Source organism: Streptosporangium heterodermiicola, from assembly GCF_051390675.1.
Taxonomy (GTDB): domain Bacteria; phylum Actinomycetota; class Actinomycetes; order Streptosporangiales; family Streptosporangiaceae; genus Streptosporangium.
In genome coordinates, this window is record NZ_JBPJSR010000002.1 from 198,630 (window position 1) to 220,674 (window position 22,045).

At 70.8% G+C, this 22,045-nt stretch carries 23 protein-coding genes; 7 read left to right on the forward strand and 16 right to left on the reverse strand.

Annotated elements, in window-relative coordinates; translation table 11 throughout:
• The first annotated feature begins 18 nt into the window (after positions 1-18).
• Complete coding sequence (locus ACSC1Q_RS04715) at positions 19-1,014, forward strand: ribonucleotide-diphosphate reductase subunit beta (protein ID WP_436757404.1); 996 nt, start codon at positions 19-21, stop codon at positions 1,012-1,014.
• Positions 1,015-1,105: 91 nt separating this feature from the next.
• The gene (locus ACSC1Q_RS04720; RefSeq protein WP_436757405.1) at positions 1,106-2,227 is read left to right on the forward strand and encodes a mechanosensitive ion channel family protein; all 1,122 of its coding nucleotides are present in this window, start codon (positions 1,106-1,108) and stop codon (positions 2,225-2,227) included.
• Between the two features lie 103 nt (positions 2,228-2,330).
• On the opposite strand, the gene ACSC1Q_RS04725 is transcribed toward ACSC1Q_RS04720, so the two are convergent.
• The 3 genes from ACSC1Q_RS04725 to glgC all read right to left on the reverse strand — a co-directional run bounded on the left by ACSC1Q_RS04725 (position 2,331) and on the right by glgC (position 5,292).
• Positions 2,331-3,569, reverse strand: a complete 1,239-nt coding sequence (locus ACSC1Q_RS04725) for a DUF5685 family protein (protein ID WP_436757406.1) — start codon at positions 3,567-3,569, stop codon at positions 2,331-2,333.
• Positions 3,570-3,689: 120 nt separating this feature from the next.
• The gene (locus ACSC1Q_RS04730; protein ID WP_436757407.1) at positions 3,690-3,902 is read right to left on the reverse strand and encodes a VOC family protein; all 213 of its coding nucleotides are present in this window, start codon (positions 3,900-3,902) and stop codon (positions 3,690-3,692) included.
• 163 nt (positions 3,903-4,065) lie between these two features.
• Positions 4,066-5,292, reverse strand: coding sequence for a glucose-1-phosphate adenylyltransferase (glgC, locus tag ACSC1Q_RS04735; RefSeq protein WP_350966885.1), 1,227 nt, complete (start codon positions 5,290-5,292; stop codon positions 4,066-4,068).
• Positions 5,293-5,340: 48 nt separating this feature from the next.
• On the opposite strand from glgC, the gene glgA reads away from it, so the two are divergent.
• Positions 5,341-6,516: a glycogen synthase gene (gene glgA, locus ACSC1Q_RS04740; protein WP_436757408.1), complete on the forward strand. Its 1,176-nt coding sequence runs from the start codon at positions 5,341-5,343 to the stop codon at positions 6,514-6,516.
• Positions 6,517-6,547: 31 nt separating this feature from the next.
• Here the strand turns inward: glgA and ACSC1Q_RS04745 are convergent, their stop codons facing one another.
• Entirely contained in the window at positions 6,548-6,913 is a 366-nt protein-coding gene (locus tag ACSC1Q_RS04745) for a PH domain-containing protein (protein ID WP_350966883.1), read from the reverse strand.
• A 96-nt stretch (positions 6,914-7,009) separates the two neighbouring features.
• Here ACSC1Q_RS04745 and pgeF point away from each other — a divergent pair, with 96 nt between their 5' ends.
• Positions 7,010-7,696 carry a peptidoglycan editing factor PgeF gene (gene pgeF, locus ACSC1Q_RS04750; protein ID WP_436757867.1) on the forward strand — a complete coding sequence of 229 codons (687 nt, stop codon included), beginning with the start codon at positions 7,010-7,012 and terminating at the stop codon, positions 7,694-7,696.
• Positions 7,697-7,739: 43 nt separating this feature from the next.
• Here pgeF and ACSC1Q_RS04755 read toward each other — a convergent pair whose 3' ends face one another.
• The 5 genes from ACSC1Q_RS04755 to ACSC1Q_RS04775 form a co-directional block, all read right to left on the reverse strand.
• Positions 7,740-8,147, reverse strand: a complete 408-nt coding sequence (locus tag ACSC1Q_RS04755) for a nitroreductase family deazaflavin-dependent oxidoreductase (protein WP_436757409.1) — start codon at positions 8,145-8,147, stop codon at positions 7,740-7,742.
• A 66-nt stretch (positions 8,148-8,213) separates the two neighbouring features.
• Positions 8,214-9,029: a sirohydrochlorin chelatase gene (locus ACSC1Q_RS04760; protein WP_436757410.1), complete on the reverse strand. Its 816-nt coding sequence runs from the start codon at positions 9,027-9,029 to the stop codon at positions 8,214-8,216.
• A 202-nt stretch (positions 9,030-9,231) separates the two neighbouring features.
• Entirely contained in the window at positions 9,232-9,789 is a 558-nt protein-coding gene (locus ACSC1Q_RS04765) for a GNAT family N-acetyltransferase (RefSeq protein ID WP_436757411.1), read from the reverse strand.
• Between the two features lie 239 nt (positions 9,790-10,028).
• Entirely contained in the window at positions 10,029-11,048 is a 1,020-nt protein-coding gene (locus ACSC1Q_RS04770; RefSeq protein WP_436757412.1) for an SPFH domain-containing protein, read from the reverse strand.
• 233 nt (positions 11,049-11,281) lie between these two features.
• Entirely contained in the window at positions 11,282-12,664 is a 1,383-nt protein-coding gene (locus ACSC1Q_RS04775) for an MFS transporter (protein WP_436757413.1), read from the reverse strand.
• Positions 12,665-12,873: 209 nt separating this feature from the next.
• Between ACSC1Q_RS04775 and ACSC1Q_RS04780 the strand changes: the two genes are divergently transcribed.
• Both ACSC1Q_RS04780 and ACSC1Q_RS04785 read left to right on the forward strand, forming a co-directional pair.
• Positions 12,874-13,560, forward strand: coding sequence for a GntR family transcriptional regulator (locus tag ACSC1Q_RS04780; protein ID WP_436757414.1), 687 nt, complete (start codon positions 12,874-12,876; stop codon positions 13,558-13,560).
• A 28-nt stretch (positions 13,561-13,588) separates the two neighbouring features.
• Positions 13,589-14,908, forward strand: a complete 1,320-nt coding sequence (locus ACSC1Q_RS04785; RefSeq protein ID WP_436757415.1) for an alpha/beta hydrolase — start codon at positions 13,589-13,591, stop codon at positions 14,906-14,908.
• Between the two features lie 120 nt (positions 14,909-15,028).
• Here the strand turns inward: ACSC1Q_RS04785 and ACSC1Q_RS04790 are convergent, their stop codons facing one another.
• Positions 15,029-15,454: an Lrp/AsnC family transcriptional regulator gene (locus ACSC1Q_RS04790; RefSeq protein ID WP_344743195.1), complete on the reverse strand. Its 426-nt coding sequence runs from the start codon at positions 15,452-15,454 to the stop codon at positions 15,029-15,031.
• 149 nt (positions 15,455-15,603) lie between these two features.
• On the opposite strand from ACSC1Q_RS04790, the gene ACSC1Q_RS04795 reads away from it, so the two are divergent.
• A complete protein-coding gene (locus ACSC1Q_RS04795; protein WP_436757416.1) occupies positions 15,604-16,458 on the forward strand; it encodes a tryptophan 2,3-dioxygenase in 855 nt (284 codons plus the stop codon).
• 79 nt (positions 16,459-16,537) lie between these two features.
• Here the strand turns inward: ACSC1Q_RS04795 and ACSC1Q_RS04800 are convergent, their stop codons facing one another.
• The 6 genes from ACSC1Q_RS04800 to ACSC1Q_RS04825 all read right to left on the reverse strand — a co-directional run bounded on the left by ACSC1Q_RS04800 (position 16,538) and on the right by ACSC1Q_RS04825 (position 22,033).
• A complete protein-coding gene (locus ACSC1Q_RS04800) occupies positions 16,538-17,347 on the reverse strand; it encodes an Fpg/Nei family DNA glycosylase (RefSeq protein ID WP_436757417.1) in 810 nt (269 codons plus the stop codon).
• Between the two features lie 33 nt (positions 17,348-17,380).
• On the reverse strand, positions 17,381-17,818 hold the full coding sequence (locus ACSC1Q_RS04805; RefSeq protein WP_436757418.1) for a ribosomal maturation YjgA family protein: 438 nt from the start codon (positions 17,816-17,818) through the stop codon (positions 17,381-17,383).
• Positions 17,819-17,946: 128 nt separating this feature from the next.
• Positions 17,947-19,116, reverse strand: coding sequence for a zinc-dependent alcohol dehydrogenase (locus ACSC1Q_RS04810; protein WP_436757419.1), 1,170 nt, complete (start codon positions 19,114-19,116; stop codon positions 17,947-17,949).
• A 23-nt stretch (positions 19,117-19,139) separates the two neighbouring features.
• The gene (locus ACSC1Q_RS04815; RefSeq protein ID WP_436757420.1) at positions 19,140-19,784 is read right to left on the reverse strand and encodes an SRPBCC family protein; all 645 of its coding nucleotides are present in this window, start codon (positions 19,782-19,784) and stop codon (positions 19,140-19,142) included.
• A 587-nt stretch (positions 19,785-20,371) separates the two neighbouring features.
• Positions 20,372-20,686 (reverse strand): L-rhamnose mutarotase, encoded by a 315-nt coding sequence (locus tag ACSC1Q_RS04820; protein WP_436757421.1) that lies wholly within the window; start codon positions 20,684-20,686, stop codon positions 20,372-20,374.
• Between the two features lie 54 nt (positions 20,687-20,740).
• The gene (locus tag ACSC1Q_RS04825) at positions 20,741-22,033 is read right to left on the reverse strand and encodes a M1 family metallopeptidase (RefSeq protein ID WP_436757422.1); all 1,293 of its coding nucleotides are present in this window, start codon (positions 22,031-22,033) and stop codon (positions 20,741-20,743) included.
• Positions 22,034-22,045 lie beyond the last annotated feature (12 nt).

The following is a 22,045-nucleotide window of genomic DNA, read 5'->3' on the forward strand; positions in this document are numbered from 1 at the left end:
CGCGAAAGGCATTCCCCGATGTTGCTCGACCCCGGCATGGATCTCACCCTGCGGCCGATGCGCTATCCCGAGTTCTACGAGCGCTACCGGGCCGCGATCCGCAACACCTGGACCGTCGAGGAGGTGGACCTCACCTCCGACCTCGCCGACCTGGCGAGGATGACGCCCGAGGAGCGCCACCTGATCAACCGTCTCGTGGCGTTCTTCGCCACCGGCGACTCGATCGTGGCCAACAACCTCGTCCTCAACCTCTACCAGCACCTCAACGCCCCCGAGGCGCGCCTGTATCTCAGCAGGCAGCTGTTCGAGGAGGCGGTGCACGTCCAGTTCTACCTGACCCTGCTGGACACCTATCTGCCCGATCCCGACGAGCGGGTCAAGGCCTTCGCCGCGGTCGAGCACATCCCCTCGATCCGGGACAAGGCGGAGTTCTGCTTCCGCTGGATCGACTCGCTCGGCGGGCTGACCAGGCTGGAGACGCGGGATGACCGGCGGGCGTTCCTGCTCAACCTGATCTGCTTCGCGGCGTGCATCGAGGGACTGTTCTTCTACGGGGCCTTCGCCTACGTCTACTGGTTCCGCTCCAGGGGCCTGCTCAGCGGCCTGGCCACCGGGACGAACTGGGTGTTCCGCGACGAGTCCATGCACATGGAGTTCGCCTTCGGTGTCGTGGAGACCGTACGGGCCGAGGAGCCCGACCTGTTCGACGACAAGCTCGCCGAGCAGGTCACCCGGATGATCGAGGAGGCGGTCGCGGCCGAGCTCGCCTTCGCGGCCGACCTGTGCGGCGACGGCCTGCTCGGGATGAGCGTGGACCAGATGCGCCGGTACCTGGAGTACGTGGCGGACCAGCGCCTGGTCAGGCTCAAGATGCCCGCCCGGTACGGCACGGCCAACCCGTTCGCGTTCATGGAGTTGCAGGACGTGCAGGAGCTGGCCAACTTCTTCGAACGGCGGGTTTCGGCCTACCAGATCGCCGTCGAAGGCAATGTCACATTCGACGAATCCTTCTGATTAGCTGGTGATCCAGGCAAGAGGACGACGAGGATGAAAGACGTCGAGGGGGACGCCGCAAGTGTCCAGCTGGATCACGATGATTGTTTCCGTGGCCGTCGCCGTCGTGGCGGTGGAGGTGGTGCGGCGGGTGCTGCGCTCGCGGCTGATCGGCGAGAAATGGGTTCTCGCCGGTCCGCTCATCCGCCGCTGCACCTGGCCGGGGTTCGCCACGGCCGCCGTGGTGACGGCCTACACCGCCTACGAGCCCCAGATGGCGACGAGCGTGGTCGGCCGGCTGGTCTACCAGGGGCTCGGCCTGGCGATGATCGGGTGCGTCACCTGGCTGGTCATCCAGGCCGCCTTCGCGGTCACCGACGTGGTGCTGGAACGGCTGATCACCGTCGAGGGCGAGGGCAACCGCAGGGCCCGGCGCATTCGCACCCAGATCACCCTGGTCCGCCGGGTCGCCTCGGCGGTGATCATCGTGCTGGCGCTGGGCGCGATGCTCTTCACCTTCCCGCAGGTCCAGGCGCTCGGAGCCGGACTTCTGGCCTCGGCCGGGATCGCCGGTGTCGTCGTCGGTATCGCCGCCCAGTCGACCCTGGGCAACATGCTCGCCGGGCTCCAGCTCGCCTTCAGCGACGCGCTCCGGCTGGACGACGTCGTCGTGGTGAAGGGCGAGTGGGGCCGGATCGAGGAGCTCAGCCTCACCTATGTGGTGCTGCGGCTGTGGGACGAGCGGCGGCTCGTCCTGCCGGTCTCCTACTTCACGGCCAACCCCTTCGAGAACTGGACCCGGCACAGCAGCCGGGTGATCGGCCACGCGATCTTCCGGGTCGACTGGTCGGTGCCGGTGGACGAGCTGCGCGCCGAGCTCTACCGGGCCCTGCGCGAGCACCCGCTCTGGGACCAGAAGGACTGGACCCTCCAGGTCACCGACACCCTTCCCAACGGGCTGCTGGAGCTGCGCGCCCTGATGAGCGCCGCCGACTCCGCCAGCGCCTGGGATCTCAAGTGCGACATGCGCGAGCACATGGTGGCCTTCGTCCGCGACAAGTATCCCGAGGCGCTGCCCCGCTTCCGGGTCGAGACCCCGCCCCCGTCCGCGACCGTCCCCGGGACGCTCACCGGGCTGATGGGCGCCGGTCTGATGTCGCGGGGGCTGGGGGGCGACCCCACCGAGAAGGACGGCGCCCGCGAGAAGGACGGCGACCGGCCGGACCCGGTCTGAGGCCGGGGCCGAGGTCGGGGTTGAGGCGACAGGTCCGCCCGTTCGGTTCGTGAGGCACCTTCGGGGGCCGTCCGCGAGGTTCGGCGGGCTGGGCCCCGGAATCTCAGGCGCCGCAGTCGCAGGAGCACCCGTCGCACTTGCCACAGCACTTGCAGCAGTCGCAGCATCCGTCACACCCGTCACAGCCGCAGTTCTCGCACCCTCTCAGGTAGCAGCGCTGATCCCAGGAGCCATGTCTCCGGGAGCTCCACCGGGGCCGCCAGAGACCGCAGGTCAGCAGGGTCCCCACCCCGGCGGCCGACTTGCGGACGGATCCGGGCCGCTCGTAGGAGTGCCCCGACTCCCCGGCACGGGACGGCGTCTCCAGGTCGTGCTCTCCGTGCTCTCCGTGCTGCTCGGGGGCGTGGTCGTGTCCCGCCGAGAGGCGGCCGTGCTCCCTGTGCGGCTCCCCGTGCGGGCGCGCGCACGCCTCGCGGGCGGGGCCGTGATCCGGTCCTGAGGCGTGGCGGAACGTCCTGTCGACCGCCCGCCGCACCTCGGTGTCCAGCAGCACGTCCACCAGGTGCCGGTCGGCCAGCTCCAGCTCCAGCAGCGCGAGCCTCAGGCCGTGCGCGGCGTCGTCGCACAGCCGCCGCGCCTCCCGTACGGAGGTGCCGGTGGCGGTCAGCGGGTTGAACGCCCCCCGGGCGGCGTCCTCCTCCCGGTCCTCCACGGCGTCCAGCAGGTGGGCGATCCGGCCGAAGAACCGGCCCGCCTCGGCCAGCGCCGCCGCGTTGCCTGGGGTGCCCGCGAGCGTCGCGGTGTACGCGAACGCGGCGGCGACGGCCTCCTCGGTGGGACCGGTCAGCTCCAGCGGCGTCACCCCCAGGCCGCGCTCCAGCTCGATCTGGCGTTCGGCCGTCGAGGCCAGCGAGGCGGTGTCGAACCCGATCCCGGCCCCCATCCGGGCCCCCGCCGCCTCCCAGCGGGCCGCCAGCGTCCTGCGCGCCGCGCCGGTGCCCGGCGCGGAGTCGCCGTCGGCCACGTGGTCTCGCAGCTTGCCCGCCGCGAGGACGAGTGAGACCGTGGCGGCGAGCCGTACGCCCGCGGCCCGCGCGTCCACCACGTCCGCCGGCCGGAACCCGCGCAGCGCGCAGGGTCCGGCGGTCCGGTGCGGGGAGCCCGCCGGGTCCTGCGCCTCGGCGAGCACCGAGATGATCAGGCCGTCGTAGTTGGTGGCCAGCCGGGCCGCGTGCCCCTGCCCGTCCCTGAGGGTCAGGCACAGCCCGCACAGGTGCGCCATCCAGGCCCGGTGCAGCGTCGGACAGGAGTGCTCGCCGCAGGGGCGGATGATGCCGAACATTCGATCTCTCGTACCTGGGGAGTTTGCCCGGCGGGCCGGGGGAGTCGTACGACGTACCGGGAGAATCTATCCCGTACGGATCAAGAAGTCGCGCGCGTCCTCCTCGGACGCCCCCCACGGTCAGTCGGACATGACCTCGTAGAGGTTTCCCGTCTCGTCCGCGAAGAACAGGCCGCGCGGGCGGAGCGGGTGGTCGATCCGCCCGTTGCCGTGCTCGGCCGGGTGGTTGCCGTACGGCACCTCGCGCTCCCCGAGCCGGGCGAGGATGCCGTCGAAGGTGTCGGGGTCGACGTCGAAGGCCAGGTGGTGCCCGGCGGGGAGCCGGGATCCCATCCCGGACCCGGGCCCGCCCCGGCCCCGCCGTGACGGTGACGGCGGGGCCGGGAACAGGCGAGGCGGGGAACAGGCGGGGCGGGGCCGGGGCGACGCCGGACACCGAAGGGGCCCGGCGAACGGGCCCGGGTCGGCGTTCGGAGACTCGGAGATCAGGCCGGGGTCAGCGTTCGACGATCTCGTTCTTGCCGATGACGACGATGCCGCCGCTGGTCACCGCGAAGCGGCTGCGGTCGTACTCCAGGTCGAAGCCGATCCTGGCGCCGTCCGGGATGATCACGTTCTTGTCGATGATGGCCTTGCGGACGATCGCGCCGCGGCCCACCTTCACGTTGCCCATCAGGACCGAGTCCTCGACCTGGGAGTGGGAGTGCAGCACCACGCCGGGGGAGAGGATGGAGCGCTCCGCCAGCCCGCCGGAGACGATCGCGCCCGCGGAGACGAGGGAGTCGATCGCCCTGCCCACCCGGTCGCCGTCGTTGTGCACGAACTTGGCCGGGGGGAGCGGGTCGTGACCGGTGTAGATGGGCCACCGGCTGTTGTAGAGGTTGAAGACCGGGTGCGCCGAGATGAGGTCCATGTGGGCCTCGTAGTAGGCGTCGAGCGTCCCGACGTCCCTCCAGTAGCCCCGGTCGCGCTCGGTGGAGCCGGGCACGATGTTGTCGGCGAAGTCGTAGACCTCCGCGCTGCCCGACTTCACCATCATCGGGATGATGTTGCCGCCCAGGTCGTGCTTGCTCGTCGGGTCGAGCGCATCCTCCCTGAGCGCGTCGATCATCGACTGGGTCTTGAAGACGTAGTTGCCCATCGACGCGTACACCTGGTCGGGGGCGTCGGGCAGGCCCACCGCGTCCTTCGGCTTCTCGCGGAAGGCGACGATCCGACGCCCGGCCGGGTCGGCCTCGATGACCCCGAACTGGTCGGCGAGCGACAGCGGCTGCCGGATCGCGGCCACCGTCACCTCCGCCCCGGACTCGATGTGCTGCTCGACCATCTGCCGGGGATCCATCCGGTAGATGTGGTCGGCGCCGAACACGATGACGTGGTCGGGCATCTCGTCGTAGATGAGGTTCAGATTCTGGAACAGCGCGTCGGCGGAGCCGGAGAACCAGTGCGGCCCGAGGCGCTGCTGGGCGGGAACCGGCGTGACGTAGTTGCCGAGCATCGCCGACAGGCGCCATGTCCGGGAGATGTGCCGGTCGAGACTGTGGTTCTTGTACTGCGTCAGCACGACGATCTGGAGGTAGTGACCGTTGGCGAGATTGGACAGCACGAAGTCGACGAGCCGGTATATCCCCCCGAAAGGCACCGCAGGCTTCGCTCGATCAGCTGTCAGAGGCATGAGCCTCTTACCTTCTCCACCGGCGAGCACGATCGCGAGGACTCTCATAGGTGGACCCTAACCTGACGAACAGGGATGAAACACTAGGCTGATCGCATGCGAGTGGATCTGCTGACCCGTGAATATCCCCCCGACGTCTACGGAGGGGCGGGAGTTCACGTCGAATACCTCGCCCGGGAGCTGCGCAGGCTCGCCGACACCCGGGTCCGCTGTTTCGGCGCGTCGCGACAGGAGGAGGGCGTCGCGGCCTACCGGGTGCCCGGCGGCCTGGAGACGGCCAACGCCGCGCTCCAGGTGCTCGGGGTCGACCTGGAGATGGCCGCCGGGTGCGAGGGCGCGGACCTGGTCCACAGCCACACCTGGTACGCCAATTTCGCCGGCCACGTCGCCAAGATGCTGTACGGGACGCCCCACGTGGTGACCACGCACAGCCTGGAGCCGCTGCGTCCGTGGAAGGCCGAGCAGCTGGGCGGCGGTTACACGCTGTCGTCGTGGGCCGAGCGCGGCGCCCTGGCCACCGCCGACGCGATCATCGCGGTCTCCGAGGGGATGCGCCGCGACGTGCTGGCGAGCTATCCGGAGATCCCGCCGGAGAGGGTCACGGTGATCCACAACGGGATCGACACCGGCGAGTACGCGCCCGACCGCGACACCGACGTCCTGGAGCGGCACGGCATCGACCCGAGCAGGCCGTACGTCGTCTTCGTGGGCCGCATCACCCGGCAGAAGGGGCTCGTCCACCTGCTCCACGCGGCGCGCGACTTCCACCCGGACGCCCAGCTGGTGCTCTGCGCGGGCGCGCCCGACACGCCCGAGATCGCCGCCGAGGTGACCGCGCTCGTACGCGGGCTCGACCGCGAGGGCGTCGTCTGGATCTCGGAGATGCTTCCCCGCCCCGAGGTGATCCAGATCCTCACCCACGCGACCGTGTTCGTCTGCCCCTCGGTCTACGAGCCGATGGGCATCGTGAACCTGGAGGCGATGGCCTGCGAGACCGCCGTCGTGGCCACCGCGACCGGCGGGATCCCCGAGGTCGTGGCCGACGGCTCGACCGGCCTGCTGGTCCCGATCGACCAGGCCGCCGACGGCACCCCGCACGACCCCGACGCCTTCGCCGCCGGCCTCGCCGAGCGGGTCAACCGGCTGCTGGCCGACCCCGCGCTCGCGACCCGGATGGGCGAGGCCGGGCGGATCCGCGCGGTGGAGCACTTCTCCTGGGAGCGCATCGCCGAGCGGACGATGGAGCTCTACCGGAGCGTCGCCGCCGGTTGACGTCTTCGCCGGTCTCTCCGAGGTGGGGTTCCTAGGCGGTGATGTAGTGCAGGATCACGTTGTGCACGTGATGCGCCTTGTTGTCGCCCCGGAACTCCACCTCGTACGTGTGGGTGCCCACGTGGATGGCGATGGCGCCCGAGGAGAAGAACGAGCCCGCGATCGACTTGTTGCTCACCACGCTCACCGCCGAGACCTTGTTGTAGGGAATGCTGGTGATGGCGATTTTTTTGCCGACGAACGACTTGTCCTGCACGATCACGCGCCTGTCGGTGAGCCCCAGGAATCCGGTGCCCGTGCCGATGGCGTCGTAGACGGCGATGATCTGCTCGCCGGGCATCAGACCGCTCTCGATCTGCTGGTACTGCTCCTTGCGGTCGTACACAACCTGCGCCATGACGCTCGCAATCTCTAAGGGGTTCTGTGTCCTTGTGAAACGAACGTCCGGGGGACCGGGTTCCTGGGCGGGTAAGGTCGGCGCGTGAACTTTCAGATGAGGATCACCGATCGTCACGGTGGTGTCAGCGCCGGTCCGTACGGCAGCCGCAACCTCGGGGGCATGTGCGGTGACGAGCCGGACGCGGTCGCGGCGAACAGGGCCGGGACGGCCGCCGAGTTCGGCCTGGAGCGGGTCGTGTTCATGCGGCAGGTCCACAGCGCCGACGTCCGGTACGTCAGGGAGCCGTTCGGCGACGGCCCGCCGCCGCTGGACGGGGTCTGCACCGACGTGCCCGGTCTCGGCCTGGCCGCGCTCTGCGCCGACTGCGCGCCGGTCCTGCTGGCCGAGCCGGAGGCCGGGCTGGTCGGCGCCGCGCACTCGGGGCGGGTCGGCACCATGTCCGGCGTGGTCACGGCCCTGGTCGAGGAGATGGCCCGGCGCGGCGCGGACCCGGCGAGGATGACCGCCCTGATCGGCCCGATGGCCTGCGGCACCTGCTACGAGGTCCCCGCCGGGATGCGCGACGAGGTCGCGGTGCTGCTCCCCGAGGCGTGGTCGATCACCCGCCAGGACACCCCGGCCCTCGACCTGCGGGCCGCGATCACCTCGCAGCTGGGCAAGGCGGGTGTCGGGGAGATCACCCACGACACCCGCTGCACCATCGAGAGCGCCGACCTGTTCTCCCACCGCAGGGAGGGGACGACCGGCAGGTTCGCGGGCTACGTCTGGCTGGAGCCCTGACCTGTTCCCACCCCACGCCGGGCCCGGCCGCGCCGGTTCGCGGTCAGGACGTGATCCGCTCCAGCACGACCACGGGAATCTCCCGGTCGGTCTTCTTCGTGTACTCGTCGTAGGCGGGCCAGGCCGCGGTCATGATCGACCACAGCTCCGGCTTCTCCTCGGGCGTGGCGGTGCGGGCCCTGGCCCTGAACCGGTCACCCAGCACCTGCACCTCGACCTCGGGGTTCTCCCTCAGGTTGAGGTACCACAGCGGCGGCTCGTCGGCGCCTCCCTTGGAGGCCACGATGAGAAGATCGTCGCCGTGGCGCTGGTAGATGAGCGGGCTGGTCCGCGGCTCGCCGGACTTGCGGCCGACGGTGGTGAGGAGCAGGGCGGTGGTGCCCTGCCACTCGTGTCCCTCGGCGCCGTCGGTCGCTATGTATCGGTCGACGTGCTCTTTTCCGAACAGCATGATCTATCTCCTCTGACAGCTACGCGGATCATTACCCGTCAGAGGAGACAGATCACACAGGGGCCCTCAATCCGCCGACAGGACGCTCCCGTAGGCGCGGGCGGCCAGGTCGGCGATCAGATCGTGCGCCCCGAGGACGTCGGCGCACTCGGCCCCGATCTCCTCTGCCGCCGCGCTCGCGAGCCCGGGGGCCGCCTCGGGGCCCAGGACGCAGGGGGACAGGGCGATGCGCTGGGCGCCGATGCCGCGCAGCCGCCCGGCCGCGTCGGCCACGGCGGGCGCGCTGTCGAGGGAGGCGACCAGGACGGGAAGGGTGAGCCGCGAGGCGAGCAACACCGCCGTCGGCTGGGCCTCCGCCGCCGCGTTCTCGCCGCCGACGGTGGCGAGGATGACCGCGTCGACCGGGCTGGAGACGTTGAGCAGCCGCATCCGGTCGGCCCGCGCCAGGCTTCTCTCCGACAGGCGGATGTGCAGCGCCTCGGCGAGCAGCGGGTGCGGCCCCAGCGGGTCGGTGACCGTCACCGAGACCCTGCTGGAGGCGACGGCCTCGGCGATCAGCCGGTCCGCGACCGGGTGCGGGCCGGTCAGCAGCGGCACCACGACGGCGGCCGTGGCGTCCTCCGGCCTTTCCCTGGCGGCGGCCTCCAGCTCGGAGGTCAGCTCCTTGCCGTCCTCGCCGAGCGCGGCCAGGCGGACCTGGATCTGTGGGTTGTCCCCCCGTATGAGCGCCGCGAGCTCCGCGGCCGTGCCGGAGGCGTCGCCGAGCGCGGCCAGCACCAGCGCTGGTGCCTCGGGCGGGAGCTGGGAGGGCACCGGCCTGCGGTGCCTTCCGGAGGGCCGCACCGGGCGCCCTCGTACGGGGAGGATGGGACTTTCGCTCACATGCGCGGACTCTAGGGCCATTTGACACTTCCCGTGACCGGAAACGGCAGCATTCCCGTCACAACATTCTGAAAAGGGGGACGCGGGGGTGGGTTCTCCCGTGCCCGCGGCCTGTTCATGACAGGTACGCGGTGGATGCGTGACCGGTTCACGACAGGTTCACGACAAGTGCGCGACGGGCGCGTGCCGGGGGTCTCCCGGGTCAGACGTCGCGGTGGCCCTCCCACTCGTCCTCCAGCGCCGAGTGCACGACGGAGTCGCGCCAGGCCCCGCGGGCCCGTACGTGGTGCCTGATCCTGCCCTCCTCGACCATCCCGGCGACCAGCATCGCCAGTTGCGCGGCGGTGTTGGCGGGGGAGCGGGCGCCCCAGATGCGGTGCAGGCGCAGGTCGCGGAAGCCGAACGTGAGGATGAGCCGGATCAGGTCGGTGCCGATGCCACGGCCCCAGTGGTCGGGACGGAGCCCGAGGCCGATCTCGGCGCTGTGCGGGTGGTCGGCCTCGATGTGCAGCCGGGCGACGCCGAAGGCCTCGCCGCCGTCGAGGTCGGTCACCGCCAGCACGTAGAGACGCCGGGGCTCGGCCTCCGAGCACTTGACCGCCTCGACGATCATCTCTTCGACCTCCTCGCGGGTGCGGGGGTCGAACGGCAGGTGCTCGGTGGCCGTCGGGTCACCGTAGACGGCATGCAGGGCGTCCACGTCGTCGATGGTGATCTCCCTGAGCCGGAGCCTCTTGCCCGAGATCTCAACGTGGCGCATGCGCAGACGTTAACGTCTCGGAGGTTCCACGGCTAGAGATCTTTCCGGTAAGCGGACATACCATCATTTTAGTGATCTTATATGCACGACTCCGGGTGTGCCCAGTTCTGGAGACGCCTGTGCCCGGACTCAGGTGAACCCGGCCTCGCGTGCGGGAGTCCGGGGTCACCCGAGTCCGGAGCGGGCCGCTCCTCCCGGGGCCCGTGATCCGGAGGGAGAAGCGGTGTCGGGGGACGGGGTCACTTCGCCGGGACGACGATGTCGGAGTTGCCCGGCGCGTAGACGGTGATGCCGTCGGGGAGGGCGTTCAGTTTGTCGATCTCGACGCAGGCACGGCACTTGCGGTAACTCTCCTGCAGCTGCCTGTTCGCCTCGGCCTCGCCCTTGGCCAGCGCGACCGACGCCTTCGCGTCCGCCTCGGCCTGCCTGATCTTCGCCTCGGCCTCGACGTCGGCCTGCGACGCCTTCGCCTTCGCCTCGGCGATCCCCGCCTGGGCGACCTGGGTCTTGTTCACCGCGGCCTGGATCTCGGGCGGCAGCGTCACCCGGACCAGCGTGAACCGCAGGCCGGTGAAGAAGCGGCCGCCGAGCAGCTGCTCCAGGTCGTGTTCCAGGAGCTGGTTGATGCCGTTCTGGGCGCGGACGATGGAGGCGTTGCTGTCGATGACGGCCGGGAGGGCCTTCTTGTTCGAGGTCGTCTGCACCAGCGAGCAGGAGGAGAGCAGCTCGGCGCACTCGGCGGCGCCGATCTGGCTGCGCAGCGCGTTGTAGATCACCGGTCGCACGGACTGGATGAAGAACGCGTTCCAGCCCTCGTCCCCGTCCCAGGCGGAGCGCAGCTCGCCGTCCTGGCCCAGGTAGGTGCGGGTGCCGTACCGGTCGTCGAAGCGCTTGAGCGTCTCCTGGTCGAGGTTGAGCGTGAAGTAGAGCGTGCCCTCGATGCCGAGGTTCACCCCGTCGGAACTCGGCACGGTCACCTCGTCCACGCCGCTGGAGCTGGCCCGCTTGGCGTCGGTGGTGATGGTGTAGATCCGCTGCTGGGCCGGGTAGGAGTGCACCGACGACCACAGGCCGACCCAGGTGAGCCCCGAGTCGGGCGGGATGACCTGCCGGATCCCGGAGTCGTCCAGCGGGCCGCCGTCCCTGACGACGGCCACCTGACCCGGTTCGGTGCGTTCGAAGCCGCCTCCGACGCCGATCAGGACGATCACCGCGACGACCGCGAACGCCGCGACGGCGACGCTTCTTCCGATGGGCATGTCGATCCTCCTCTGGGCGGGCACCGGAGGGCGGTGACCGGGGATGGCCGTCCCCGGCCACCGGCCCGACCGGCGTCCTTCGTGGCGGGCTCTGGCGGTTCCTCACGTGTTCCAACGGGGTTTGACGAGCCGGTGGGCCGGTGAGTTCGGTGGATTGTCCGAAAATCCGGGTGGTTTCGAACGTCGGGGGAGCCGCGGCCACCGGGGAGGGCCGGTGGCCGCGGCAGGGGAGGTCAGGCGTCCCGGGAAGCGGTCCCCGTGCGCGTTCCCAGGTCGCCGTCGCGGGTGCCGTCGAGGTCTCCGGAGTTTCCGGGGTCGCCGGGGTTTTCGGCGGGAGCGTCGCCGGGGCCGGGCGTGTCGTCATGCGTCCGGGGGGCCAGGGCGAGGCCCGCCGCGGTGACGGCCAGCGCGGCGACCACGTAGAGCGAGACGGCGAGGGTGCCGCCGAACCGGTCGAACAGCCACAGCGCGACGATCGGGGCGAGGGCGCCGCCGAAGATCCCGGCGACCTGGTAGCCCATCGAGGCGCCGCTGTAGCGCAGGCGGGTGCTGAACAGCTCGGCGATGAAGGCCGCCTGGGGCCCGTACATCGCGGCGTGGCAGGCGAGGGCCACGATCGAGGCCAGCGCGATCAGCGGGAAGGACCCGGTGTCGAGCAGCGGGAAGAAGGTGAACACCCAGACCGCGGCCCCGATCACGCCCGCCAGGTAGACCCTCCGGCGGCCGACCCTGTCCGACAGCGCGCCGAACAGCGGGATCAGGAAGAGCTGGAAGGCGGAGCCGATCAGCACCGCGTTCAGCGCGACCCCGCGTTCGAGCCCGAGGGGACCGGTGACGTAGGCCAGGATGTAGGTCACGAAGATGTAGAAGGCGACGTCCACGCCGATGCGCGCGAGGCCCGCGGAGACCAGCGCGCGCGGGTGCGTGCGCAGCACCTCAAGCAGCGGCATCCGGGCCTTCGCGCCCGCCCGCTCGACCTGGGCGAACAGCGGCGACTCCACGATCCGCAGGCGGATCCACAGGCCGACGACCACCAGCGCGCCCGACAGCAGGAACGGCACCCGCCATCCCCACGACAGGAACGCCTCCTCGGGAAGCGCCGCCGACATGATCCCGAGCACGGCCGCCGCCAGCAGGTTGCCCGCGGGCACCCCGACCTGCGGCCAGCTCGCGTTGAACCCGCGCCTGCGGGGGTCGCCGTGCTCGATGGACATCAGCACGGCCCCGCCCCACTCGCCGCCCAGGCCGAGCCCCTGCACGAAGCGCAGGGTGACGAGCAGCAGCGGGGCGGCCACGCCGATGGTGGCGTAGCCGGGCAGCAGGCCGATCAGGAAGGTGGCGACGCCCATCAGCAGCAGCGTCACCACCAGCACGTTCTTACGGCCGGCCCGGTCGCCGAAGTGGCCGAACACGATCCCGCCGAGCGGTCGCGCGACGAACCCGATCGCGTAGGTGAGGAACGCCAGCAGCGTGCCGGTCAGCGGTTCGAAGGTGGGGAAGAAGAGCTTGTTGAAGACCAGCGCGGCGGCCGAACCGTAGAGGAAGAAGTCGTACCACTCAAGGGAGGTGCCGACCAGCCCGGCCATGATGACCCGCCTGGTCTGGGAGCTTGCCATCGCGTGTGCTCCTTACCTTCTCGTGGGGATGTCCCGTCTCGTGGAGGATGTTCCGTTCGTGGGAGATGTCCAGCTCGTGAGGGTGTCCCGCTCGTGAGGGTGTCCCGCTCGTGGGGATGTCTCGTGAGCCGGTTTCTTGCGGTGGTCCTATCAACATAAGAATCGTTCAACAATTCGACAATAGGTTTGTTTGATGATTTCTTGGGACCGTGGAAAACGTCACCGCGGCGCTACAGCGCGACCGTGGCCGCCTCGGGCGCAGCAGCGCGGCCGAGGTGGTCGCCGACATCCTCAGGGACCGGATCGCCGAGGGGCTCTTCGTCCCAGGTCAGCGCCTGTCGGAGGAGAGCATCGGCGCGGCGCTGGAGGTCTCCCGCAACACCCTGCGCGAGGCGTTCCGGCTGCTCGGTCACGAACGCCTGCTGGAGCATCGGCTCAACCGGGGGGTCTTCGTGCGCGTGCTGTCGGCCGAGGACGTGGCCGACCTCTACCGGGTGCGCAGGGTGATCGAGGGGGCCGCGGTGCGGAACGGCGCGCACGCCTCCCGCGACACCCTCGCCGCCATCAAGGAGGCCGTCACCGAGGCGTCCCGCGCCGCCGGGGAGGGACGCTGGCAGGACGTCGGCACGGCCAACATCCGTTTCCACCAGAGCCTCGCCGCCCTGAACGGCAGCCCCCGCCTGGACGAGGCGATGCGCCAGCTGCTGGCCGAGCTCCGCCTGGTCTTCCACGTCATGAAGAACCCCCGCGCCTTCCACGAGCCCTTCGTGGCCCGCAACCTGGAGCTGGTCGAGCTGATGGAGGCCGGACGCGCGGCCGAGGCCGAGCGGGCCCTGGAGAGTTACCTGGACGACGCCGAGAAGCTGCTGATGCAGGCATATATCCCCGAGCCGTAAACACGCGGCAATGGGGCAGAATAAACGGATGTTTACTCCGAATCCGCACGTGCTGGTGCTCGCCGGTCCCGGTCTGGTCGCGGACCTTCGCCTGCTCACCGAGGTGGCCGACCGCGAGTTCGCGGCTCTTGGCGTCGGCGGGACGGTGTCGGCGGCCTCGGACCTGCCCGGTTTCCGGACGGCACTGGAGTCGCCCGACGTCCTGGTCGTCCTGCCCGGCCCGGATCCGGAGGCCCGCGCCCTGTTCGCCGAGCGTCCCGACGCGGTCTGGCTCGACCTGACGAAGGCCGACGCCCCGCTTCCCGCCACCGGGGGTGGCACGGGGTCCGCGGGTCGTACGGGTGGCGCTGAGGTCACGTCGGGGACGCACATCCACGGGCGGGGGATCTGGGGGCTGACCTGGGCGATCAGGCACGCCGTCCACCGCCTGCGCCGTCCCGCGCACCGGATCGCCTACGGCGACCACCCCGACCAGTGGGTGGAGGTGCGCCTCCCGTACGGGGTCGCCGGCCAGGCGCCCGCGCAGGTTCCGTCGCGTGAGGTCCCCGCCGCGCCGCCGTACGAGAGCGGCGGGCAGGCACCCACGGCGGTGACGCGCGAGGTGGGTGAGCGGACCCCCAGGGAGACGGCACGTGAGGTCGGGGGCCAGGCGCGTGAGACCGAGAGCCAGGCGCGTGAGACCGAGGGTCAGGCGCGTGAGGCCGGGGAGCGGGCGCCTACCGTGGTGTTGCTGCACGGTGGGTTCTGGCGGTCCATCTGGGGGGCGGACCTGATGGACGCGCTCGCCGTCGACCTCGCCGAGCGCGGGTTCGCCGCCTGGAACCTCGAATACCGCCGCCCCGACCTGCACGGCTGGGACGCGACCACCGAGGACGTCGCCCGGGGCGTCGCCCTCGCTGCGGAGAGCGCCCGGGGGCCGCTCGTGGTGATCGGCCACTCGGCGGGCGGGCAGCTCGCCCTCCGCGCCGCCGCCGACGACCACCGGATCACCCTGGCCGTCTCCCTGGCGGGGGTGCTCGACCTGGCCGAGGGGGACCGCAGGCACATGAGCTCCGGCGCGATCGCCGTCGCGCTCGGCGGGTCCGCCGTCGAGGCGCCCGCCGCCTACCGGAGTTCGGGGCCGCTGGAACGGCTCCCCCTGGGGGTGCCCCAGCTCATCGTGCAGGGCGGCGGGGACGACCTCGACCTGGTCGACTTCGGCCGTCGCTACGCGAGAGCCGCCCAGGAGGCAGGCGATCAGGTGACATATCTCGAAATGTCGGGCGATCATTTCGACGTCATCGATCCCGCGTCACCGATCTGGCGGGCCACCGCCGGGGCGGTCGCCGAGCACCGCAAGCCCTCCTGACAGGCTCCCGCCGACGGATCTTTCACGTTTGGTTATGGGCGTACCGGGCGGAGACCATCAGAAGGGTCGCCGGGCGAAGGGCTTCCCCGGGAGGCCCCCGAAAGGCCCTCGGCGGGCTTGTCAGGTGGAGGAGAGCGGGCGCCAGGGGACGGGGCTGGACAGCACCATCATGCTCGACGGGTGACCGTAGGGGGCGAGCCGGTCGATCATCTCCTCGAAGGCCGTCATCGAGGAGGCGGCCACCCGCAGCAGGCAGCACGCGTCACCGGTCACCCGGTGCACCTCCAGGATCTCCGGCCAGGCCAGCGCCTGCTCGTCGCGGAGCACGCAGCGGGGCCCGTAACACGACATCCTGATCAGGGCGGCCACCCCGCGCCCGGCCATCGCCGCGTCGACCCGGGCGTGGTAGCCGGTGATCACCCCGGTCTCCTCCAGCCGCCGTACCCGCTCCGCCACCGCCGGAGCCGACAGGTGCACCCGGCGCGAGAGCTCGCTGTACGACAGCCGCGCATCGCCCTGAAGTTCGGCCAGCAACGCCCAATCCATCGCGTCCACGGTCACGCTCCGTCACGTCGTAACTTGATCCGCTCGATGCCTTCCGTTCCGAAGGCCCGATCCAATAATCGCCTTTCTTCCATTATTTCCGTACAGACCGATACAGACCACCATGGAGGTGTACCAACGGAGGAGGAGTGATGACCGGCATCAAGCAGCTCACGGAGCAGGACCGCAAGGCGCGAGCCGAGGCCAACGAGGGGCTGCCGACGCTGGGCTTCGAAACCGGCACGCCCTACGACGACTACGTGGGCACCGCCACCCTGCACGGGCTCCAGCGCACGGTCACCGACGCCCCGGAGGAGCTGCCGTTCCTGGTCACCACCCAGGTGATGGAACTCTATTTCGGGCTGCTCCGCACCGAGTGGCGCCTCGCCCAGCGGCAGCTCGACGCGGACGACGTCACCGCCGCGACCCTGACGATCAGGCGCACCGTACGGCACTTCGAGGCGCTCAACGCCGCCTGGGCCGCGCTGAGCTGGCTCACCCCCGCGCAGTTCAACTCCTTCCGCGACGCCCTCGGCGAGGGGTCGGGCTTCCAGTCGGCCCTCTACCGCCACGTGGAGTTCCTGCTCGGCAACAAGTCCGAGGCGCTCATCCGGCCGCACCGCCGCAACCCCGAGGCGTACGAGGAGCTCGTGGAGGCGCTGCACCGGCCGAGCCTCTACGACTCGGTCCTGGCCTTCCTCGCCCGCGCGGGCCACGCGGTCCCCGGCTCGGTGCTCGACCGCGACCCGGCCGCCGAGCACGGGCCCGACCCCGAGGTCGAGGCGGTCTGGGTCGAGGTCTACGGCGGCCCGCTCGCGCCGCTGGCCGAGGCGCTGACCGACCTGGCCGAGCAGTTCTCCGACTGGCGCTACCGGCACCTGATGGCGGTACGGCGCTCGATGGGCGCCAAGCCGGGCTCCGGCGGTTCGAGCGGCCTGACCTGGCTTGAGCGGAGCATGCGACGGGAGATCTTCCCCGAGCTCTGGACGGCCCGGACGCTGATGTGAGGCACTCCCCGGCGCCGGTGCCCTCGTCTCGTTCCGACGTCCCGCGGTGCCCACGGCCCTGAGCGGCCCGGTGCCGGGGTCAGCCGACCTGGCAGACCGGGCACCAGAAGAGGTTGCGCCCGGCGAGCACCTCCGTGCGGATCTCGGTGCCGCACAGGAAGCAGGGCATGGTGGAGCGCCGGTAGACGTAGACCTCGCCGCCGTGGCCGTCGACGCGGGGCGGGCGGCCCATCGCCTCCGGCGTGTGCTCGGGCCTGACCGTGTCGATGTGGCCCACCCGGACGCCCTCGGCCATCAGGAGCACCAGGTCCGCCCAGATCGCCTCCCACTGACCGTGGGTGAGGTCGCGGCCGGGCCGTGACGGGTCGATGCCCTGCCGGAACAGCGCCTCGGCCCGGTAGATGTTGCCCACGCCCGCGACGACCGACTGGTCCATCAGCAGGATCCCGACCGAGACGCGGCTGCGGCTGATCCGCCGCCAGGCGGCCTCGGGGTCGGCGTCCGCCCGGAGCGGGTCGGGGCCGAGCCTGGCGTGCAGCGCCGCCTTCCCCGCCGGGTCGAGCAGCTCGCAGGTGTTGGGGCCGCGCAGGTCGGCGTACTGACCCTCGTTGCTCAGGCGCAGGCGCACCATCCCAGTCGGCGCGGGAACGGGGGCCTGGCCGAAGGCGTACTTGCCGTAGATGCCGAGGTGGACGTGGAGCCACCGCTCGTCGTCGAAGCCCAGCAGCAGGTGCTTGCCGTGGGCGTCGGCCTCGGTGAGCACCCGGCCGTCGATCCGCAGGGCCCCGGCGGCGAACCGCCCCTGCGGGCTCACCGCGTGCACGGCCCGCCCGCCGAACGCCCGCCGGTGCTCTCCGGCCAGGCGGTGGATGGTGTGTCCTTCAGGCATGATTCGAAAATCATACGATCCGCCCGGCGATGCTCAGGGCGCCGCGCCCGCCCGTTCCCGTCGCCGCCGCGAACGGTGCCCGACCAGGGTGTGGGCCGACGCGGCGAGGACGGCCCCGGCCGCGTACGCCACGAGGTCGGCCGCGCCGAACGTGCTGCCGAGCACCAGCCTGGCCACGACGCTCGCCTCGGAGAGCGCGGCGGGAACGGGCGTCAGCTGGGCCAGCTCGACCGCCCAGCTGAACGCCAGCGCGCCGATCGCGGCCCGCACCGGGGTGACCCGGGGCCACACCAGCACCACCAGCGCGTACACGAGCACGGTGTAGAGGGCGTCGCCCGCGTACTTGCCGAACCAGCCGCCGGTGACCGCGCGGACGGTGAGCCCGGCGGCGACGGTCACGAGGGCGGCGAGCGCGGCGAGCGGGCGGGTGCGCGGGAGGCTGGGCGGGCGGTCACCGGGGGCGGGAGGCACCCGCCCACGATAGCGATCACGCCGATCCGCGAGCCGTCCGGAGGCACGGCTCGCGCGCCGCCCTCGTTCTCGTCACCGCTCGTTCCGTCCCGCTCCCCCGGCCCGTCGGCGGCCGGGGCGGGTGTCGGTTACGGGGTCAGGACGATCTTGTTGCAGCCGTCCGTCTTGTTCTTGAACATCTCGTAGCCGCGCGGGGCGTCCTCCAGCCGCATGCGGTGGGTGATGACGAAGCTCGGGTCGATGTCGCCCTCACGGATCTTCGCCAGCAGGGGCTTCAGGTAGCGCTGGACGTGGCACTGGCCGCTTCTGAGGGTGAGTGACCGGTTCATCAGGGAGCCCATCGGGAACTTGTCGAGCACGCCGCCGTAGACGCCGATCACGGACACGATCCCGCCGTTGCGGCAGGCCATGATCGCCTCGCGCAGGGCGTACGGCCGTTCGGTCTCCAGCCGGGCCGCCTGCTTGACGCGGTCGTAGGCGTACATGGCGGGGGTGGGGTGGTGGGCCTCCATCCCCACGGCGTCGACGCACGCGTCCGGGCCGCGACCGGCGGTCACGTCCCGCAGAGTGTCGAGGACGTCGGCCTCCTCGTAGTTGAGCGCCTCCGCGCCCGCGCGCTCGGCGATCCTCAGCCGGTAGGGGTGACGGTCGATGCAGATGACCCGTTCGGCGCCCATCAGGTAGGCGCTGGCGACCGCGAACTGGCCGACCGGTCCGGCTCCCCACACGGCGATCGTGTCACCGGGCTTGATGTCGCACATCTCGGCGCCCATCCAGCCGGTGGGCAGGATGTCGGACAGGAACAGCACCTTCTCGTCCGGCAGGTCGTCCTCTATCTTGATCGGCCCCACGTCGGCGAAGGGCACGCGGGCGTACTGGGCCTGGCCTCCCGGATAGCCGCCGAGCATGTGGGAGTAGCCGAAGATGCCCGAGGGCGTGTGGCCCATGACCTTCTCGGCCAGGCCCGCGTTGGGGTTGGAGTTCTCGCACAGCGAGAACATGCCGTGCTCGCAGGCGGTGCAGTTGCCGCAGGCGATCGGGAAGGGCACGACCACCCGGTCGCCGACCTTCAGGGTCGACACCTTCGGGCCCACCTCCACCACCTCGCCCATGAACTCGTGGCCGAGGATGTCGCCCTTCTTCATGGTCGGGACATAGCCGTCGTAGAGGTGCAGGTCGGAGCCGCAGATCGCGGTCGAGGTGACGCGGACGACGGCGTCGCGGGAGTTCAGGATCCTGGGGTCGGGAACCTCCCTGACCTCGACGCTGTTGCGGCCCATCCAGCAGTTGGCCTTCATCGGGTTCTCCTCACGTCACGGCTTCACAGGGGTACGGGCTGGGCGGGACGCTGCATGGCCTGCCGCAGCGCGCGGGTGCCCTCCGGGCTGCCTTCCGAGCGGACCACCTCACCGGTCTCCAGGACCTGCTTGAACCGGCGCAGGTCGTCGCGCACCTGCTGCTCGGGATGCTCGCCCAGCAGTTTGGCGAAGGCCATTCCGGCCCTGCCGCCCGGCGGGTCGTACATGAGGTTCACCCGCACCTCCGTGCCGCGCCCGCCAGGGGCGTCGGCGAAGCGCACGGAACCGCTGTTGCCGACCAGGGCGCCCGGCATGGAACGCCAGGCGATCAGCTCGCCCGACCTGTCCTCGACGATCTCCGCGTCCCACTCGACGGGCTTCAGCGGGCCCGTCGCCTTCCAGTGCGAGTGCCCGTCGCCGGTCGTCTCCACCGACTCCAGGTGCGTCATGAAGCGGGGAAGGTTCTCGAAGTCGTGCCAGTAGAGGTACACCTCCTGGCGGGGGCGGTTGATCGTGATGGCCGCGCGCAGGCCCAGCGGGCCCGTGTGCCCGTGGTCCGAGCGGCGGCGGTTCAGTCTCACCGCGGTGTATCCCACGCCCAGCCCCATACCGGCCCAGCCCAGCGCGCGGGTGAGCCGGTTGGTCGCGCGATCGTTCGCTCCGCTCATTTCGCCTCCCTGTGGTTGGTCACCTCTCGGTCCCGTCCCATGAGCCGGCGCCTGGTCGAGCCTTCTCTCCCGTGGCTTTTCTCCCGTGACCGCCCGGCTCCCGGCTTCCCCGGCTTGCCCGGTTTTCTCGGCTTGCTCGGCTTTCTCGACGTTTTCTCGACGCCGAGGGCGCGTGGTGACGACTCCGGGTGCTCCGTGGTGTGTCGCCGTCCCGCGCGGCCAGGGAAGATCTCGCCGTCCATGGGAATTCACGGGGTCGTTCCGGCTGTTCGGGGGCCTCTCCGGCATCTGGTACGCCGCGACTGCGCGACAGGAGACCCGCTTTTCCAGGCTGTCATCGATGCCGGGCGTGGAAAAGGGGCGGGGGGAGATATCTGTTCAATTTCCGTGCCGCCGATGCGGCCCAGGTCACCGCCCGGCCATCATCGCCAAAACATCACTTTGTTATCGCCGTCGGTGAATTCCGCAAAGGCCGCCGTGGCCACCGTCCGGTAGATTCTCGTCACGGGGCCGGTGGGCGGGTGTTTGCCCGTTCGCGGGCGACGGCGGATCGAGGGAGTTCGAGTTCCCGGAATGTCGTGACCGTCTCAGGGCAGTCGCCACACCGCAGGGAGGCCCTTGCCCGCCCCCTCCTCGGAGTAGTCGTGCACGACCTCCAGCAGCTCGGCCATCCGGGCCTGCCAGGTGATGTTCACCGGCAGGTCCGCCAGCGACGCCAGCAGCGCCTCGTAGTCGTCACAGTCGATCACGTGGAACAGGTCCTGGCCGCTGCGCCAGATCGTCCACTCGCGCGCGCCGCCCCGCCTGATGGCCTCGGTCAGCTCGGCGGGCACCTCCCGGTGCGCCTGGTCGTACTCGGACTCCCTGCCCGGCTTGACCCGGGTGTGCAACGCGACGCGCATGCCGTACCTCCACGAAGTTGTAGACCGTTATAGCAGTCATCCGATGTATAAGGGTCAGGGGAGGGGGGGCAGGCGGCGGTCCTGCAGCCATCCGGCGAAGAGCTCGTCCAGCGGCCTGGTGGTGCGGTGCGCGGCCAGCGCGGTGAACGCGCCGGTGGTGACGGTCCCGTGGCGGTGCCCGGCCGTCCACTCCCTGAGCAGCGCGAAGAAGGGCTCGTCGCCCATGGTGCGGCGGAGCGCGTGCAGGGTGAGCGCGCCGCGCCTGTAGATCCGGTCGTCGAACAGCCGCCGCGGCCCCGGATCGGCCAGCACGAAGTCCTGGGGGAGCGTGGAGAGGCGGCGGTGCCAGCGCTGCGCGTGGTCATCGGATGACAGGCCGCCGGAACTCTCCGACCAGATCCACTCCGCGTACGAGGCGAACCCCTCGTGCAGCCAGATGCCGCTCCAGTCGGCCACCGTCAGGCTGTTGCCGAACCACTGGTGGGCCAGCTCGTGGGCGACCAGCCGCTCCTCACCGCGCCTGCCGTCCACGTGGTTCCTCCCGAAGATCGACATGCCCTGCGCCTCGACCGGGATCTCCAGCTCGTCGTCCACGACCACCGCCGTGTAGGAGCCGAACGGGTAGGGGCCGAACCGCTCGCGGAAGACCTCCATCATCCGGTCCTGGCGCTCGAAGTCGTGGCGCACCCGCGTGGCGAACCTGGCGGGGAAGACCAGCCGCGTCCCCGGGCTCGGCTCGGTCTGCTGGTAGCGGCCGATCTGCACGCTCGCCAGGTAGGAGGCCATCGGCTCGGCCTGCTCGTACACCCACGTGGTCGTCGAGGCCGCCCGCCGCTTCGAGGTCAGCTCGCCGTTGGCGACCACGTGGTACGCGGAGGCGGTGGTGACCGAGATCCGGTAGGTGGCCTTGTCGTCGGGCCGGTCGTTGCACGGGAACCACGAGGGCGCCCCGATCGGCTGGCTGGCCACGATCACGCCGTCGGTGAGCTGCTCCCAGCCGAGCCCGCCCCAGTGGCTGGTCACCGGCTGGGGGGTGCCCGAGTAGCGGATCTCGACGGTGAACCGGCCGGGTCTCAGGCCGGGCGGCGACAGGTGGAGCTTGCCCCCGCGATGGGTGAAGCGCACCGGGGCGCCGTCGATCAGCACGCCGCTCACCCGGAGGGCGCCGAGATCGAAGGCGACCCGGGTGAGCCGCCGCAGCGCCACCGCCGAGATCCGGGCCACCCCGCCCAGGCGGTTGGGGGTCACCCGGTAGTCGAGGGTCAGGTCGTAGTGCTCCACCCGGTAGCCGTCGTCGCCGTGCATGGGGAAGTACAGCTGAGGGATGGAGGTCGTGCTCAGAGCCACACCGGCTTCCTC

Bases quoted from the DNA above. Each gene is read 5' to 3' on its own strand.
- ACSC1Q_RS04715 (WP_436757404.1), top strand. From the start codon at position 19: ATGTTGCTCGACCCCGGCATGGATCTCACCCTGCGGCCGATGCGCTAT.
- ACSC1Q_RS04725 (WP_436757406.1), bottom strand. From the start codon at position 3,569: ATGTTCGGCATCATCCGCCCCTGCGGCGAGCACTCCTGTCCGACGCTG.
- ACSC1Q_RS04730 (WP_436757407.1), bottom strand. From the start codon at position 3,902: ATGGGATCCCGGCTCCCCGCCGGGCACCACCTGGCCTTCGACGTCGAC.
- glgC (WP_350966885.1), bottom strand. From the start codon at position 5,292: ATGAGAGTCCTCGCGATCGTGCTCGCCGGTGGAGAAGGTAAGAGGCTC.
- glgA (WP_436757408.1), top strand. From the start codon at position 5,341: ATGCGAGTGGATCTGCTGACCCGTGAATATCCCCCCGACGTCTACGGA.
- ACSC1Q_RS04745 (WP_350966883.1), bottom strand. From the start codon at position 6,913: ATGGCGCAGGTTGTGTACGACCGCAAGGAGCAGTACCAGCAGATCGAG.
- pgeF (WP_436757867.1), top strand. From the start codon at position 7,010: ATGAGGATCACCGATCGTCACGGTGGTGTCAGCGCCGGTCCGTACGGC.
- ACSC1Q_RS04755 (WP_436757409.1), bottom strand. From the start codon at position 8,147: ATGCTGTTCGGAAAAGAGCACGTCGACCGATACATAGCGACCGACGGC.
- ACSC1Q_RS04765 (WP_436757411.1), bottom strand. From the start codon at position 9,789: ATGCGCCACGTTGAGATCTCGGGCAAGAGGCTCCGGCTCAGGGAGATC.
- ACSC1Q_RS04770 (WP_436757412.1), bottom strand. From the start codon at position 11,048: ATGCCCATCGGAAGAAGCGTCGCCGTCGCGGCGTTCGCGGTCGTCGCG.
- ACSC1Q_RS04775 (WP_436757413.1), bottom strand. From the start codon at position 12,664: ATGGCAAGCTCCCAGACCAGGCGGGTCATCATGGCCGGGCTGGTCGGC.
- ACSC1Q_RS04785 (WP_436757415.1), top strand. From the start codon at position 13,589: ATGTTTACTCCGAATCCGCACGTGCTGGTGCTCGCCGGTCCCGGTCTG.
- ACSC1Q_RS04790 (WP_344743195.1), bottom strand. From the start codon at position 15,454: ATGGATTGGGCGTTGCTGGCCGAACTTCAGGGCGATGCGCGGCTGTCG.
- ACSC1Q_RS04795 (WP_436757416.1), top strand. From the start codon at position 15,604: ATGACCGGCATCAAGCAGCTCACGGAGCAGGACCGCAAGGCGCGAGCC.
- ACSC1Q_RS04800 (WP_436757417.1), bottom strand. From the start codon at position 17,347: ATGCCTGAAGGACACACCATCCACCGCCTGGCCGGAGAGCACCGGCGG.
- ACSC1Q_RS04810 (WP_436757419.1), bottom strand. From the start codon at position 19,116: ATGAAGGCCAACTGCTGGATGGGCCGCAACAGCGTCGAGGTCAGGGAG.
- ACSC1Q_RS04815 (WP_436757420.1), bottom strand. From the start codon at position 19,784: ATGAGCGGAGCGAACGATCGCGCGACCAACCGGCTCACCCGCGCGCTG.
- ACSC1Q_RS04820 (WP_436757421.1), bottom strand. From the start codon at position 20,686: ATGCGCGTCGCGTTGCACACCCGGGTCAAGCCGGGCAGGGAGTCCGAG.